The organism is Clostridium sp. MT-14, from assembly GCF_042436595.1.
GTDB classification, from domain to species: domain Bacteria; phylum Bacillota; class Clostridia; order Clostridiales; family Clostridiaceae; genus Clostridium_B; species Clostridium_B aromativorans.
This window is the reverse complement of record NZ_JBHMIY010000009.1, coordinates 45,555-61,052: the sequence shown is the minus strand read 5'-3', so window position 1 is coordinate 61,052 and position 15,498 is coordinate 45,555. Positions and strand designations below refer to the sequence as shown.

General features: G+C 32.9%; 14 protein-coding genes. 7 read left to right on the top strand and 7 right to left on the bottom strand.

All coding sequences use genetic code 11. The features are described from left to right. Positions 1-62 precede the first annotated feature (62 nt). Positions 63-1,274, top strand: coding sequence for a diaminopropionate ammonia-lyase (dpaL, locus tag ACFHWD_RS08645; protein ID WP_150358003.1), 1,212 nt, complete (start codon positions 63-65; stop codon positions 1,272-1,274). A 67-nt stretch (positions 1,275-1,341) separates the two neighbouring features. Beyond that, positions 1,342-3,927 (top strand): selenium-dependent xanthine dehydrogenase, encoded by a 2,586-nt coding sequence (gene xdh, locus ACFHWD_RS08640; protein ID WP_378061424.1) that lies wholly within the window; start codon positions 1,342-1,344, stop codon positions 3,925-3,927. 17 nt (positions 3,928-3,944) lie between these two features. Here the strand turns inward: xdh and ACFHWD_RS08635 are convergent, their stop codons facing one another. The 5 genes from ACFHWD_RS08635 to ACFHWD_RS08615 all read right to left on the bottom strand — a co-directional run bounded on the left by ACFHWD_RS08635 (position 3,945) and on the right by ACFHWD_RS08615 (position 7,615). After that, positions 3,945-4,448, bottom strand: a complete 504-nt coding sequence (locus ACFHWD_RS08635; protein ID WP_150358005.1) for an SEC-C metal-binding domain-containing protein — start codon at positions 4,446-4,448, stop codon at positions 3,945-3,947. 115 nt (positions 4,449-4,563) lie between these two features. Then, entirely contained in the window at positions 4,564-5,127 is a 564-nt protein-coding gene (locus tag ACFHWD_RS08630; RefSeq protein WP_150358006.1) for a GerMN domain-containing protein, read from the bottom strand. A gap of 17 nt (positions 5,128-5,144) precedes the next feature. Continuing rightward, a complete protein-coding gene (locus ACFHWD_RS08625; RefSeq protein ID WP_378061421.1) occupies positions 5,145-5,930 on the bottom strand; it encodes an MBL fold metallo-hydrolase in 786 nt (261 codons plus the stop codon). Positions 5,931-5,952: 22 nt separating this feature from the next. Then, a complete protein-coding gene (locus ACFHWD_RS08620; RefSeq protein WP_150358008.1) occupies positions 5,953-7,215 on the bottom strand; it encodes a UDP-N-acetylglucosamine 1-carboxyvinyltransferase in 1,263 nt (420 codons plus the stop codon). Between the two features lie 235 nt (positions 7,216-7,450). Next, positions 7,451-7,615 (bottom strand): DUF1540 domain-containing protein, encoded by a 165-nt coding sequence (locus ACFHWD_RS08615; protein ID WP_150358009.1) that lies wholly within the window; start codon positions 7,613-7,615, stop codon positions 7,451-7,453. A 170-nt stretch (positions 7,616-7,785) separates the two neighbouring features. On the opposite strand from ACFHWD_RS08615, the gene ACFHWD_RS08610 reads away from it, so the two are divergent. Next, positions 7,786-8,334 (top strand): 2'-5' RNA ligase family protein, encoded by a 549-nt coding sequence (locus tag ACFHWD_RS08610; protein ID WP_150358010.1) that lies wholly within the window; start codon positions 7,786-7,788, stop codon positions 8,332-8,334. A 52-nt stretch (positions 8,335-8,386) separates the two neighbouring features. Here ACFHWD_RS08610 and ACFHWD_RS08605 read toward each other — a convergent pair whose 3' ends face one another. Beyond that, positions 8,387-10,285, bottom strand: a complete 1,899-nt coding sequence (locus ACFHWD_RS08605; RefSeq protein WP_150358011.1) for a glutamine synthetase — start codon at positions 10,283-10,285, stop codon at positions 8,387-8,389. 327 nt (positions 10,286-10,612) lie between these two features. Here ACFHWD_RS08605 and murI point away from each other — a divergent pair, with 327 nt between their 5' ends. From murI to ACFHWD_RS08585, 4 genes are all read left to right on the top strand, one after another. Next, a complete protein-coding gene (gene murI / locus ACFHWD_RS08600) occupies positions 10,613-11,392 on the top strand; it encodes a glutamate racemase (RefSeq protein ID WP_150357201.1) in 780 nt (259 codons plus the stop codon). 48 nt (positions 11,393-11,440) lie between these two features. Next, positions 11,441-11,842, top strand: a complete 402-nt coding sequence (locus tag ACFHWD_RS08595; RefSeq protein WP_179978184.1) for a DUF3783 domain-containing protein — start codon at positions 11,441-11,443, stop codon at positions 11,840-11,842. A gap of 39 nt (positions 11,843-11,881) precedes the next feature. Then, complete coding sequence (locus ACFHWD_RS08590; RefSeq protein ID WP_150357203.1) at positions 11,882-12,553, top strand: XRE family transcriptional regulator; 672 nt, start codon at positions 11,882-11,884, stop codon at positions 12,551-12,553. 61 nt (positions 12,554-12,614) lie between these two features. Continuing rightward, complete coding sequence (locus ACFHWD_RS08585) at positions 12,615-14,414, top strand: heme NO-binding domain-containing protein (RefSeq protein WP_150357204.1); 1,800 nt, start codon at positions 12,615-12,617, stop codon at positions 14,412-14,414. Positions 14,415-14,480: 66 nt separating this feature from the next. Here ACFHWD_RS08585 and ACFHWD_RS08580 read toward each other — a convergent pair whose 3' ends face one another. Further along, positions 14,481-15,380 (bottom strand): radical SAM protein, encoded by a 900-nt coding sequence (locus tag ACFHWD_RS08580; protein ID WP_150357205.1) that lies wholly within the window; start codon positions 15,378-15,380, stop codon positions 14,481-14,483. Positions 15,381-15,498 lie beyond the last annotated feature (118 nt).

Genomic DNA, 15,498 nt, shown 5'->3' with positions numbered 1-15,498 from the left:
GGAATGATTATTGCTGTAGTTAATTGCGTAAAAAGTTATTATGAAGAGGAGACATAAATAAAATGGATAAAAAGATATTGTGGAAGAAAAATACTATCGGAGTAAAGGAAAAAAAATCTGTAGAATTTTTAAGTAAGAGGGAAATTGAAAAGGTTAAAAAATTTCATGAAAGTTTTCCCCAATATTCAGAAACACCTTTAGTGAATCTGAGCAATTTGGCTAAAAAAATTGGTTTAGGTGGTATATATGTAAAAGATGAATCCTATCGTTTTGGGCTAAACGCCTTTAAAGTTTTAGGAGGTTCTTTTGCAATGGGAAACTACCTGGCTCAAAAATTAAATAGGGATATATCAGAATTGGGATATGCCAAAGTCACTTCAGACAAAGTAAGAAAGCAATTGGGAGAAATTACTTTTATAACTGCTACAGATGGAAATCACGGGCGCGGAGTTGCATGGACGGCATCTCAACTAAAACAAAAATCAGTAGTATACATGCCAAAGGGCTCATCTCAAAGCCGTTTTCAGAATATAAAAAATGAAGGTGCAGATGTAACTATTACGGATTTGAATTATGATGATGCAGTTAGATTGGCAAATAAGCATGCAGAAGAGAATGGATGGGTAATGGTTCAAGACACCGCATGGGAAGGTTATGAAGATATCCCTACCTGGATAATGCAGGGATATGGGACAATGTCCTTAGAAGCATTGGAGCAGTTGAAAAAGTTAGAAGTTGAAAGACCAACTCATATATTTATACAAGCTGGAGTTGGTTCACTGGCTGGTTCGGTTCAGGGGTTCTTTGCATCTGCATTTGGAGAGAATTGTCCTAAGACAGTTGTAGTGGAGGCCGATGAGGCAGCTTGCCTGTATAAATCAGCTGTAGCAAATGACGGAAAAGTTAGATCCGTTGGAGGAGATATGCCTACTATAATGGCGGGACTTGCCTGCGGTGAGGCAAATACCATAGGCTGGGAAGTATTGAAGTCCTATAGCAGTGAATTTATTGCTTGTCCCGACTGGGTTACGGCTAAAGGAATGAGAGTTCTTGGAAATCCATTGAAAGGAGATACTAGAGTTATTTCAGGAGAATCAGGTGCAGTTACCACAGGGCTTTTATGTTCTATAATGACAAGAGACGATTTAAAAGGACTTAGAGAAGAGCTGGAATTAGATGAAAATTCAAAGGTACTTTTATTTAGTACGGAAGGCGATACGGATCCGGATAAATACAGAAGAATTGTATGGGATGGAGAATATCAGAGCATATAATTTATAAATATTGTAATCATAATATCTAATTTTTATATATTTTAGATATGTCAAAGAGGAGAGTAATATGTATAAATTCACTTTAAATGGAGTTCAAAAGATTGTAAGTGAAGATAAAAAGCTGTTAGATTATCTAAGAGATGATGAAAGGTTGACCTCAGTAAAGAATGGCTGTGGTGAAGGAGCCTGTGGAGCCTGCATGGTGTTATTAGATGATAAAGCAGCAAGGGCATGTTTGTTTACTTTGTCTAAAGTAGAAGGAAAAAATATAACGACTATTGAAGGCTTTACAGAAAGAGAAAGAAAAGTGTTTGCATGGGCTTTTTCTGAAGCTGGGGCAGTGCAGTGCGGTTTTTGTATTCCTGGGATGGTTATAAGTGCTAAGGCTCTTCTAAATAAAAATTTAAACCCAACTTCTAAGGATATAAAAGCCGCTATCAATGGCAATATATGTAGGTGTACTGGCTATGTAAAAATAGAAAAAGCTATAAAAATGGCGGCTAAGGCTTTTAGAGAAAAAATCAAGCTGCCTGAAAGAAATTTTAAGGGACTTGTAGGAGAGAGAATATACAGGGTTGATGCAGAGGACAAGATATTAGGCAGGGCAGAGTATTCGGGGGATATGTATGTAGATGGAATGCTATATGGTTCAGCTTTAAGAAGTAAGTATCCTAGGGCTTTAGTGAAATCAATAGATACGACAGAAGCAGAGAATTATCCTGGTGTTGTGGCAGTTCTTACGGCTAAAGATGTGCCGGGTAAAAGATATTCAGGTCATATAGTAAGTGATTGGCCGATTATGATTGCACAGGGAGAGGAAACCAGATATTTAGGAGATGCTGTTGCCCTGGTAGCAGCGGAGACTAAAGAAGTATTGCAGAAAGCATTGGGTCTAATTAAAGTAGAATATGAAGAACTTAATCCATTGACGTCTCCTGAAGCAGCTATGGCAAAAAATGCACCTAAAATACATTCTAAAGGAAATATATTGTCAAGAGAAATTTTAAAAAGAGGAGATCCGGATAAAGTTATAGCAGAATCTAAATATGTAGTTACCAACAAGTATTCAGTCCCATTTACGGAACATGCTTTTTTAGAACCAGAGTCTGCATTAGCTATGCCATATGGGGAAGATGGAGTAAAGGTATATACTGGAAGTCAGGGCATATATGATGATCGTAGGGAAATCTCAAGTATCCTGGGATTGCCTCCTGAAAAAGTAAGGATAATTAGCAAATATGTTGGCGGAGGATTTGGTGGGAAAGAAGATATGAGCGTGCAACATCATGCAGCTCTTCTGGCTTGGTATGCTAAAAAACCGGTGAAGGTCACTTTAACTCGTAGAGAAAGTATAATTGTACATCCTAAGAGGCATGCTATGGAAATGGAATTTACGACTTCCTGTGATGAAAATGGTATCTTAACAGCTATGAAAGCACGGATCATATCTGATACTGGTGCTTATGCTTCTTTGGGAGGACCTGTCCTTCAAAGAGCTTGTACACATGCGGCAGGACCTTATAATTATCAAAATATAGAAGTGGAAGGAATTGCAGTGTATACAAATAACCCTCCAGCAGGAGCTTTCAGGGGATTCGGGGTTACGGAATCTGCTTTTGCTACAGAATGTAATTTGAATCTATTGTCAGAAAAAGTTGGAATATCACCTTGGGAAATAAGGTATAAGAATGCTATTGAACCTGGAGAAGTACTCCCCAATGGACAAATAGCAGGAGATGATGTGGCTTTGAAGCAAACTCTTCTGGCGGTTAAGGATGAGTATGAAAAATATCCTTATGTGGGAATAGCTAGTTGTTTTAAAAACAGCGGTATAGGGGTAGGACTTCCGGATATAGGAAGATGTAGATTGACTGTAGTAGATGGAAAAGTGCATATAAGGACTAGTGCAGCTTGTATAGGTCAAGGTCTTGCGACTATGGTAACTCAAATACTTTGTGAAACTGCAGGTGTCACTCCAAAAGATGTAGTAGTGGATTCGCCTGATACGGAAATTACTCCAGATTCAGGTACAACTACTGCTTCAAGGCAGACGGTGTTTACAGGAGAAGCTGCCAGGTTGGCATCGCTAAAACTCAAAGAAGCCCTCGCACATGAGCCGCTGGAGAGTTTAGAAAATAAGGATTTTTATGGAGAGTATTCTGGAGTTACAGATCCTATAAATTCAGATAAACCCAACCCTATAAGTCATGTGGCCTATGGTTATGCAACCCAGGTAGCAGTTTTAGATGAAAAGGGAATAGTTCAAAAAATAATTGCAGCTCATGATGTAGGGAAAGCTATAAATCCAAGCAATATTGAGGGACAAATAGAAGGTGGAGTTGTTATGGGACTTGGATATGCTCTTACGGAAAATTATCCATTAAAAAATTCAGTACCTACAGCTAAATTTGGTACTTTAGGACTTTTTAGGGCACTGAAAGTTCCAGAGATAAAAACCATAATAATAGAAAATAATAATTCTTCTCTTGCTTGTGGAGCTAAAGGAATAGGAGAAATAACCTGCATTCCTACAGCACCGGCAATTCAGGGAGCATATTTAAAATTAGATGGAAAATTTAGAACCAAGCTGCCATTAGAAGATACGGCGTATAATAAAAAAATTTTAAAACATAATAAGAAATCCCTACACTAACGTGTAGGGATTTCTTATTAATTATTTTTTCCACAGCATTGTTTGTATTTTTTACCACTTCCGCAGGGACAGGGATCATTTCTACCTATTTTAATTTTATTAACCACTGTTTTGGAATTAACCCAATTTTTATGAATTTCTTTTCTCTTTTCTTTAGAAAATATGGAATTCCACTGGGGAAGTTTATATAAGTAATCTGCTTTTGCATCTAACATATTGTAATATAATTTTTCAAAATTAATTTCTATGTCAATAGTTGAAGTTCTCTTCAGATTTTCTAAATTTAATGGCTTCTCTATGCTTTGATTTATTCCATCTAAAAACCCTGTAAAAAATATCGGTGATATTTTAAATTTTTTAGCTAAATTTTCTATTGTTCCGCTTATGGTAGAGTTATGTTCTGATAATATTTCTGTATAAATGTTTCTTTCAATTGAACCATATTCTTTCCAAAAAGCGTTTTCTCCTTTTGCCTTCACAAAATCTACTACGGTATCTGTCCATTCTTTATATAAACTCATATATTATCCTGCTGCAGTATTTGGCAGCAAGTACCTCCTTTCAAAATTGAAAATAAATTTTAGATGTATCCTGGTATAAAAGTTTGTGTAAAGGTGATTTCAATAAATTCACTTATTATTTTTTTAAGCTTTCAATATCATTTTTACCAAGAGGTTTGGATAAATCAAAATTATCCCCCCAAATTTTAGAATCTTTGTTATCTATAAAAATTTTAACTTTTTTCACAGTTGGAAGTTGTTCAAGAGAAAAAACTATGCCCTTTAAACAAGCTTCTTCTTCTACCGGAGTCATTTTAGTATTAGCTTCCTTACTTAGATTTAAATAGGCAATATTATCTTTTATGGAAATACTCATAACTCTACTCTCTTTTGGAAGTATAGGTGCTAATCTGCTATTTACCGAGGGACCTTTTATCAGTTCATTTACTATTGTTTCAGCCAATAGCTCATCTTCTTTTATAACTCTGCTCTCCTTTGTAATTTCAACAGTATTTGGCTTACTTGAGGAATTGAAATAAACATCTAGATCCAATAAGTTAGTTTTTCCTTTTGAAAGTACTATATCTTTTTCTTTTTGTTTATTATTTATGCTCAGTTCATCTTTTTTTTCACAGGCAGTCAGTGTCAGAAAGGAAAATGCAATTATAGAACATATTGTCATACTGAAAATTCTTTTCATATATTACCACCTTTTTATTAAAAATTTATGAAGTTACTGGGCTCATCACGTTTTGCCATAGAAATATTTATATCTGATTTTAATTTAACTCCAGCTTCATTTAAGGTAGTTGCTACAGTTTGATAAGCTAGCTCAGGATAGTTGTTTATCTTACTTAAATGTCCCAGAATAATTCTTTTGAATTTTCCATTTAAGATATCTAAGATAGCTTTTCCACAATCATCGTTGGATAAATGTCCTATTTTACTTAATATTCTTCTCTTTAATTCATAGGGATATGGACCGAATTTTAACATTTCTACATCATGGTTGCTCTCTATAAGCAGTACGTCTGAATCCCTAAGTATAGCTTTATTTTCTTCTGAAATAAATCCTGAATCCGTTGCTACACAAGCTCTCTTACCATTGCAGTCAACAGCATATCCACAGGGATCTACAGCATCATGGGATATAGAATAGCTGATTATGTCCATATCTTTAATGCTAATATAATTATTCGTAATTATATTGAGATTGTTTTCTTTTATTTTTCCCACAGATTTCAACATAGCTTTCCATGTGAGAGTGTTAGCATATATAGGTATATTGTATTTTCTGGATAATACACCTACTCCCTTAATATGATCAATATGTTCATGGGTAACTAATATTGCATCTATTTCATTGGCATTATAGCCTATTTTTGCAAGACCTCTTTCTATGCTTTTGCCAGAAAGACCAGCATCTATTAAAATTTTGGCATGGCAAGATGCTAAGAATATACTATTTCCACTGCTGCCGCTGTACAAAGGACAAAAAATCATGTTAAAAGTCTCCCCATAAAAATTATTTAGAATAAGATACCCTTTTTATATCAGCACCTAAAGCTTTAAATTTATCTTCTATATTGGGATACCCCCTGTCAATATGTTCAATACTTAAAACTTCAGTAGTACCCTCTGCAATAAGTCCGGCTATGACCATTGCTGCACCGGCTCTTAAATCCGTAGCTTTTACTACGGCACCGCTTAGTTTGCTTACTCCATCTATAATTGCAGTTCTACCTTCTACTTTTATATTGGCACCCATTTTTTTCAACTCATCTACATGTTTAAATCTACTTTCCCATATGCTTTCATTTATAATACTCCTGCCTTTAGCTACGGTTAAAAGTGCACTGAGAGGCTGCTGTACATCAGTTGGAAAACCAGGATAGGGTTGAGTTTTAATGTTTACTCCCTTTAATTTCCCATTGGATTTTACGGTTATAGAATCGCCGTCTTCTATTACTTGGGCACCCATTTCTATGAGTTTTGCCGATATTGATTCCAGATGTTTTGGTATGATGTTTTGAATTTCTACTTCGCCGCCACATGCAGCAGCAGCGATCATATATGTACCTGCTTCTATTTGATCTGGAATAACGCTGTAGGAACATCCTCTCAATTCTTTTACCCCAACAATTCGTATCGCTTCTGTTCCAGCGCCCTTTATATTTGCTCCCATGCTGTTTAAAAAATTTGCTACATCTACTATGTGAGGCTCTTTTGCCACATTTTCTAAAGTAGTTATACCTTCAGCAAGTGTAGCAGCTAGCATTACATTTATAGTAGCACCTACACTTACCACGTCAAAAAATATGTTAGTTCCAACTAATTTGTCAGCGTTTACTATTACACACCCATGTTTAATTTCTACTTTAGCGCCTAAAGCTTCAAATCCCTTTATATGTTGATCTATGGGTCTGACACCTATGGGACATCCTCCGGGCAGTTCAACTCTGGCTTTTTTAAATCTGCCTAGTAGAGCACCTATAAGGTAATAAGAAGCCCTCATTTTTCTTACATCATCTGTATTTGCATCTATACTATCTATGGTGGTACTATCAATTACCACCGAATTTTTACCTGTTTTTATTTTACAGCCTAAACTCTCAAGAATTCTTTCTATGCAGTGAACATCTTCTATATCAGGAATATTGTCGATTGAAGATACGCCCTTACTAGCCATTATTGAGGCTGGTAATATTGCAACAGCAGCATTTTTCGCGCCATTAATTTCTATAGAACCGGAAAGGGAATTTCCACCGTTAATTACCAATTTATCCATTCATATATCCATCCTTATCACAAATTTGTATTTATATAAAGTTTAGAAAATCTCAAAATTTAATTCATATTACACAAAATTTATTATATCATAATTCCATGCTATTTTAACACAAAATTTTAAAATATGAACAGAAGGCTTAAATAATTATTTGAAAATAAAAATCCAGTTTTAGCAATGATAAAACTGGATTTTTATGTGTAATATTATTTTAGATGAATATATATTCGAGGAATTACTCTTTTACAAAGCTTCCACAATCAGTACACTGAACATCCTTGGCCATTGACTCATGCTTTGTGACCTGTATTTTATTAAGTGTACAATGGTTGGTATCCTTTGCATGAAATTTGCACTCATTGACTATACATCCAATACTGTTATTGTGATCAGTATTCATAATAGCACCTCTTCTTTTATAAATTTTATAACAATAATATTTTTTCACCATTGAGTAGTTTATATACTGAAAAATTATTGAAATTTTTAACATTATGAAGCTGGTGATTCTGTGATATAATATTATAAAATGGCATTTGTATAATATTAATTTGGGGGACTGAGGAAATAATGAAATATTATTTAGTGGCCTTGTTTGATAAGGATTCTTATTCATATATTGAGCGCATACAAAAAAACATATGTAGAAAGTATAGATTGTATAAAAATATGCCAGTTTTACATATAACTCTTGAAGTTGTGGAAAATCCCGATATAGATAAATTTAATGAAATTGTTTCAGGGATATTGAAACCCTATAAGAAATTCAAAGTGGAGATAAATGGAGCTATTTGTTTTGAACCTCCCTATAAATCTGTGAATTTAAAAGTAGAAAATAAAGGATATATTATAAGATTGGCTAGACAGATAAATGAAAAATTGAGATTATATAAATTTGATGTTAGAAAAGATATAAGTAAATGGGATTTACATATATCTCTGGCTAATACCAATTACGCTATGAGAGAATGGAGTTCTAAGGAGTATTCAGCTGCATGTGAGAATGTAAAAAGACAAGGTGTCCACAAAATGGCAAGAATTGATAGAATAGCATTGTGGAAACCGATAAATAATAAAAAGGATATGCTGATAAAAAATTTTTATTTGAAAGATTTTTAGAATATTTCATATAAATGAGAGCAAGATTTGATCTTGCTCTCATTTATATATTTTAGATGTCCAATAAATTTTTTTTGTATATTGAATATAAATTTCTTAACTCGGACATCCTTTCCTCGGCTTCTATTTGAAGTTTAGAAACTTCCTCGTAATTTTTGTTTTCAGATGCAATTTTTATTCTTGAAAATAAACTTTTTTTAGAATAGGAATCTTTCATTAAATAATATCTTAATTCTTCTATTTTCATCCAATTTGCTACATCCAGATCCAGTGCTTTATCTATAGAATGAAGCATTTTATAGCCCCTTATTTCATCACAGAATTCGTTTATGATTCTATGATTTATTTCTATTAGCCACCTTTTTGTAGCACCAAGTTTAAAGCTATTTATCAATTTGTCATTTAATACATCATCTTTAACCAATACAGCTTTCTTCTCAGGATATTTATCAATAGCCGAGAGATTGTCATATACAGTAGCAGGAGCCTTGCCAAAGAATTTTTCTCTTTCTTCATCGGTAAAATCTTCAAATATATTCTCCTCACTTCTATAAGCTCTATCTTTTTCTAGATAATCTGCTTCCTCACCAGGTTTTTTAGAGAGCTCGGATAGAAGTTCATCTTCTGTTTTGTTATTTTTCAAAGCGTAATTTATACCGTCCATCATAGCCATATACAGTGCAGTCAAAGCTAGATAAGTATTGGTGCGTGGGTTTGGAGCTCTTAATTCAAACCTTGTAGCCAGTGGATTTTTTAAATCTCTTATTACACCTATAAGTACCGTTCTATTTCTTGAAGGTATATCAACAGAATGTCCTATAGAGGTTACAATACAAATTGGAGCCTCAAATCCTGGTTTTAATCTTCTAAGTGCATCAGTTGTAGAAGAAACAAAAGGATTGATGACTTCATAATTTTTAAGTATTCCCATTACGGAAGAATATCCAAAAACACTTAAAAAGTGTTCTTTAGTTGAAGAAAATAAATTTATTCTCTTATTGTTTTTCAATTTCAGAGCCAATCCTATGTGAGTGTGTTCGCCGCTGCCAGCTACCCCATCTATTGGTTTAGCAAGGAAAGTAACTTCAAGACCATTGTTCCTGAAAGTTTCTTTGACTATACTTTTTACAAGGAGCTCATTGTCAGCACACTGCATGGCATTAGAATATTTCCAATCTATTTCCAATTGCTCCATTATATGATTGAAATTTCCTGATTCATCGATTTTGGCTTTTACTCCACCTACTTCTTTATGGCCCATTTCCGGTTCCAGGCCATATGATTCCATAGTCAAAATAGTTTGTTCCAAGGCTGTCCTAACTACACCTTTTGTTCTAGTCCAATATTGTTCCTGAAGTACCTGAGATGTAGAAAGCTCCTCAATTTCAGCCTGATCGTTAGGTGTCTTTACCCAAAACTCTAATTCTGTAGCACAAGTAACAACTATGTCATCTATATCGTCATATTTTATGTTAAAAGGCGTTAGGGAATCAGGATGTTCTGTGAATAAATTTAGAAGGTTTGTTTTGAAGTGTTGAATACAGTTTTTCAAAGTGTATCTTGAATCTACAGCTTGATTTTCATGGTACAGAAAACAGGGAATTCTCAGTGTTCCGATAGGTTTTCCTGTTTCAGCATCCTTATTGTCCGTATTGTATTCTACATACCAGTTTACATCTAAGTCGCATACCATATCCACTTTTGCATTATTTAAGCTGGCAATTCCGGGAAGTACTACGGATGAGCCGTCAGTTTGGATTGCACCTTTTAAAAAGGCGTTTATGTCCTCAAGGAGAACTTTGATGGGAATTTTTTCGTCGGTGTCATTTCCAGAAAGGTCTATACCTACCAGGGATACGAATTTTATTTCTGGATGGGAAGTTAACATTTTCTTTAAATTTTCTTCAGAGTGCATTTCTTTAGGCACTATATAGATCAGATCTTTTAACATGGTGTTCCCTCCTGTGAATAATTTTTTAGAAGAGTATTTTAATACTCTAATCATTGTGCATAATAAATTTATGGTTTATATTTTTAAATTTTATATACCTATGATTTTATAATTAATATGTATGTATGTCAACACATTTTGAAGGAATTTAGACTTAAAATTGCAATATTGTTAATATACAAGTACCGTATATTTCACTAAAAGCATAAAATAAAAATTTTGTGTATATTTATACATATGTTTTAATATTTGTATACTTTAAATCTATAATATATAATATAAATGATAAAATATTATTTATTCAATTGGAGTTAATGAGGTGATAGAATGGAGTCAGAGAACAGACCAATTGGTTTTTTTGATTCTGGAATAGGTGGAATAAGTGTTTTAAAAGAGGCTGTTAAAATTTTACCAAATGAAAATTATGTATATTTTGGAGATTCAAAAATGGCTCCTTATGGTATAAGAACTGTGGAAAATGTAAAAGAACTTACGCTTAATGCTGTAAAATTCTTATTGAAGAAAGATATAAAGGCATTGGTTATCGCCTGCAATACTGCAACTAGTGCGGCTATAATAGACTTGAGAAAAGAATATAGCAAATACATGCCGGTAATAGGTATAGAACCAGCATTGAAGCCAGCTATGGAAATTAATAGAATAGGGAAAGTAGTGATAATGGCGACCACTATGACATTATCTGAAAAAAAATTTAATAACCTTATGAAAAAATATGATAAAAATTCAATGATAGAGCCGCTCCCTTGTCCTGGACTTGTGGAACTCATCGAACAGGGTATAATAAAGGGAAAAGTAATTGAAGATTATTTAAATCCGAAATTGCTTCCTTTGAAGAAACAGGGAATTGCAGCTGTGGTATTGGGATGTACACATTATCCTTTTATAAAGGAAAGCATATCTAAGATATTGGGTAATGATATACCTATAATAGATGGCAGCAAAGGTACTGTACAGCAACTTAAAAGGCAACTAATCAAGTATAACATTATAAATAAAAATATAGATAAATTGGGCAGTATAAAGATATTTAATTCTATGAATAGCCAGGACATTATAAAATTGAGCTATGAGCTTTTAAAAAGATAAATTGATCAGTATTTTATTTGAAAGTGATGTTTTGAAAGGATGATGTACATGTTTCTACAAAGTAATAAAGCCATAATTTTATATGGATTTGATAAAAATGATGAAAAGATTATAAAAGATATAGGCAGAGAATTTAATGTCAGCAATTTTAAAATAATAAAAAATCACATGACAGAAATGAAAATAAAAGACATATTATCTGGAAATTCAGGAGAACAATTAAAAAAACAGGATAATGTTTATTTTTTAAATGAAAAAGTAATATTATTTAATGATTTGACGGATAAACAGATAAATGGAATTATGAGAGAATTAAAAATTAAGATAGAGAGTACACCTATTTTGGCCGTGGTCACTGAAACTTCTGTAAATTGGAGTTTTAAGTATTTGTTGAATCATCTCCTCCAGGAGAGAGCATGGTTTAAGAAAAATAAAGAAGTTTCAAAATAGTATGATATAGTATGACCTTTTTAGTAATGGGAGGAAAAAATGAGTAGAATAGGAGAAAAAATAAAATCTGCAAGAATTAAATCGGGAATGAGTCAAAAAAAGCTTGCTAAGAAGTTGGGAGTTTCCGAAGGATTTATAAATGAAGTTGAGATAGGGAAAAAAATAGCTAATCAGGGAATAATAGATAGGATTTCTAAAATTTTAGGTAAAGATATGAATGATATAACAATGTCTTTTGAAGAACAGACACATGAGGTCAAAAAAGAAGAATTTTCTCCGATATATAATAATAAGAAAGAAAAAGTTAAGGATATTTGGAATGAAGCCTTTGGATCCGTTTTGAAAAAAGTACCTGTGTATAAATACGAAATGGATAAACCTATTGGGTTTAAACAACTTCCTCTGATTGAAAATAAAATAGAGGGATATGCACAGGACAAGGTTTTTTATTTGAAAATAGAGAGCGATGATATGGAAGGTTTTAGAATACAGAGAGGGGATTTGGCCTTTGCACATATTACGGGAGAAATTGAAAACAATTCTATATATTTGGTGGAGTATAATGACAGCAGAGTGCTGAGGCAGATAAAGAAATTGGATAACAATAAAATGCTTCTTATAAGCGGTAAAAACACTGTAAGAACGGAAACTATTGAAGTAAAAAGTTTAAATGTAATTGCAAAATTAGATAAAGTAGAGATTATGCTATAAATAAGCTGTACAGTTTAAATGGAACTTTTTATACATGAAGTCACACAAGGAGGATAAAAAAATGAAAGGTACTGTAATTGCCACATGGATGAGGACATGCAGGAAACTTTATGGTGATGAAACTGTAGATACTGCTATGGATAAAGTTGGATGGGGAGCATCTAAAATATTTTCACCTATTGAAAATGTAGATGACGCAGAGATAAAAAAGGTAATTGAAATTATAGCAAAAGATAATAATGAGGATGTAAAAACATTATGGAAAAAGATAGGTCTTGATAATATAAATGCTTTTTATAAAGATTATCCAGCTTTTTTCAAACATGAAAACTTGTATTCATTTTTGAGATCAATGTTTGATGTACATGTAGTTATGACTAAAAAATTTCCAGGAGCCAAACCACCTCTCGTAGTAATAAACCCTATATCATCTAAAACCGCTGTATTTGAATATAAATCTGATAGAGCCATGTTTGATTACCTTATGGGTATGATAGAAGGAAGCGCTAAATTTTTTGGAGAAAAGCTTGGAATAGAGAAAATCGAAGAAACAAATAATTCTGTAAAGTTTAAATTTACTTTTGATAAAGATATATATTATAAGAAAGTTTATGGGTTTAATAAACTGCTTTCTTTGGGATTTATAAAAAATGTTGGAATAAAAGTTGGAATATTCAGTTTGGTATTGTGCTTGATAGTGTCTGTTCCACTATTAGGGTTGAATAATTTATTTAAGTCTATAATAATCTCATTGGTAGCTTTTTTAGGAGCTTATATATCTGGTTCCATACTTATGAAACCTCAGTCTATTATAATGGATACGATGAATAAGATCAATAGAAATAATTACATTGAAGATGGGGATATAGAGACGAATGATTTTTTTGAAAACATATATGACCTTTTAAAGAAGCATAAGAAAACAATAAAATCAGATTTTGTGGGATTCAAAGGTGTAACTGATGAAATGAACACATTTGTGTTAAATATAGATAAAATATCCAATTCAATGAACAATACTTCAGGTGAGATATCTGATGTAGTAGAACAGGTGGCCAATTGTGCGGTAAATCAGGCAGAAAATACAGAAAAAGTGGTATCTGTATTGAATGACAACATTGAAAATTTAAAAATTATAGTGCAAAATGAAAATGGTAATAAGCTGGAACTTGAGAAATCTATGGATAAAATAAGCAACAGTTATAAAAACGTAGATAGTACAAGTAAAAATATATTGAGTACTTTGGAAAGTTTTAAAAAAGTCAGAGATATGGGAACTGAACTTCAATCAAAGGCAAAGGATATAACAGGTATAGTTTCCATAGTTTCAGGAATTTCAGAACAGACTAATTTATTGGCTCTCAATGCATCTATTGAAGCTGCTCGTGCTGGAGAGCAGGGTAAAGGGTTTGCAGTGGTAGCTGAAGAAGTGAGAAATCTGGCAGAACAATCTCAGGATGCCGTAAAAGATATAAATTCCAACTTGGTTAAATTTGCAGAAGATATAAAGGAACTGGTGAAGAATATAGAGGAACAGTTCGATATACTGAAACTGGAAAGTGATAAGCTTCAAAATGTAAGAGATATAAGTTATGAAGCTACAGATTCTATAGAGAAGGTTGCTTCTTCCATGATAAAAACTATAAATAAGCTAACTGAAGAATCGGATTCTATATCTGGGATATATGATAATATGGAATCTCTGGCAGCAATTGCAGAGGAAAACTCAGCGTCTTCAGAGGAAGTTAGTGCCAATGTGTCCAATTATACTAATGACATTAAAAATCTTATGGGCAGTATAGGTGAGTTTAAAAAGATAACAGAATCCTTTAAATCAGAACTGGATAAATACAAAATATGAAAATTTGAGAACTGACTAATAAATAGATATTTGATATATTTTTTAGTCAGTTTTTAATAGAATTAATTATACTCCCTGTAGATCAAAATCAGGTACAAAGTCTTCGGAACACGTACCGTTTTCTTGAATGAACGCATTTTTTATTCCAAGTGAAATACAATAATTTATGAGGGAGTCATAATGTTTAGGATTTAATGCTCTATTTATTTCTGGAAATTTGTAAGCATGATACACGGGGGTATATTGATTCATGATGCTTATATATACTGAATTTCCAAAAGTGTTATAGATATAATCCATTATCTTTTTTGAGTCAAATAGCAGACCTGGGATCATAAGATGACGTATTATTAGTCCCTTTGTTATAAGACCGGAACTATTAAATGTTACACTTCCTACCTGACGATACATTTCTTTTATAGCTCTCGAAGCACAATTAAAATAGCCAGGTGCATTGGAATACTTTATAGCATATTTATTACTAAAGTATTTTAGATCGGGAAGATATACATCTATGTATCCCTCAAGAGCTTTTAATGCTTCTGTAGTCTGGTAACTATTGGTGTTGAAAAGTATGGGAAGGGTAAGTCCCTTTGATTTAGCTATATCAAGTGCCTGAACTATTTGGGGTATATAATGGGTGGGAGTGACTAGGTTTATGTTATGTGCCCCTCTTTCCTGCTGTTCTAAAAATATGTCACTGAGTCTTTCTATAGATACTTCTTTACCTATATTTTCAGAACTTATGCTGTGATTTTGGCAAAATACACATTTTAAATTACAATGGCAAAAAAATACGGTACCTGAACCAATACTTCCTGAAATACAGGGTTCTTCCCATTTGTGAAGAGAGACCTTGGCTATTTTTACATTTTTACCAGCATTACAAAAACCAATGTGTCCTTTTAATCTGTTTATCCTGCAATTTCTAGGGCATAGGTTACAGCTTTTAAGAGTATCTATCATGAAGAACACTTCTTTCCTAATGTTTATATAATAATATGTTAAAATATATTCTCTATTTTGTAAAGAAGCTATGGAATGATTTTTGCTTAATTGTATAGTAGATATAATAATAGCTTTT

Bases quoted from the DNA above. Each gene is read 5' to 3' on its own strand.
- ACFHWD_RS08580 (WP_150357205.1), bottom strand. From the start codon at position 15,380: ATGATAGATACTCTTAAAAGCTGTAACCTATGCCCTAGAAATTGCAGG.
- ACFHWD_RS08590 (WP_150357203.1), top strand. From the start codon at position 11,882: ATGAGTAGAATAGGAGAAAAAATAAAATCTGCAAGAATTAAATCGGGA.
- xdh (WP_378061424.1), top strand. From the start codon at position 1,342: ATGTATAAATTCACTTTAAATGGAGTTCAAAAGATTGTAAGTGAAGAT.
- dpaL (WP_150358003.1), top strand. From the start codon at position 63: ATGGATAAAAAGATATTGTGGAAGAAAAATACTATCGGAGTAAAGGAA.
- ACFHWD_RS08610 (WP_150358010.1), top strand. From the start codon at position 7,786: ATGAAATATTATTTAGTGGCCTTGTTTGATAAGGATTCTTATTCATAT.
- murI (WP_150357201.1), top strand. From the start codon at position 10,613: ATGGAGTCAGAGAACAGACCAATTGGTTTTTTTGATTCTGGAATAGGT.
- ACFHWD_RS08635 (WP_150358005.1), bottom strand. From the start codon at position 4,448: ATGAGTTTATATAAAGAATGGACAGATACCGTAGTAGATTTTGTGAAG.
- ACFHWD_RS08615 (WP_150358009.1), bottom strand. From the start codon at position 7,615: ATGAATACTGATCACAATAACAGTATTGGATGTATAGTCAATGAGTGC.
- ACFHWD_RS08595 (WP_179978184.1), top strand. From the start codon at position 11,441: ATGTTTCTACAAAGTAATAAAGCCATAATTTTATATGGATTTGATAAA.
- ACFHWD_RS08605 (WP_150358011.1), bottom strand. From the start codon at position 10,285: ATGTTAAAAGATCTGATCTATATAGTGCCTAAAGAAATGCACTCTGAA.
- ACFHWD_RS08585 (WP_150357204.1), top strand. From the start codon at position 12,615: ATGAAAGGTACTGTAATTGCCACATGGATGAGGACATGCAGGAAACTT.
- ACFHWD_RS08620 (WP_150358008.1), bottom strand. From the start codon at position 7,215: ATGGATAAATTGGTAATTAACGGTGGAAATTCCCTTTCCGGTTCTATA.
- ACFHWD_RS08625 (WP_378061421.1), bottom strand. From the start codon at position 5,930: ATGATTTTTTGTCCTTTGTACAGCGGCAGCAGTGGAAATAGTATATTC.
- ACFHWD_RS08630 (WP_150358006.1), bottom strand. From the start codon at position 5,127: ATGAAAAGAATTTTCAGTATGACAATATGTTCTATAATTGCATTTTCC.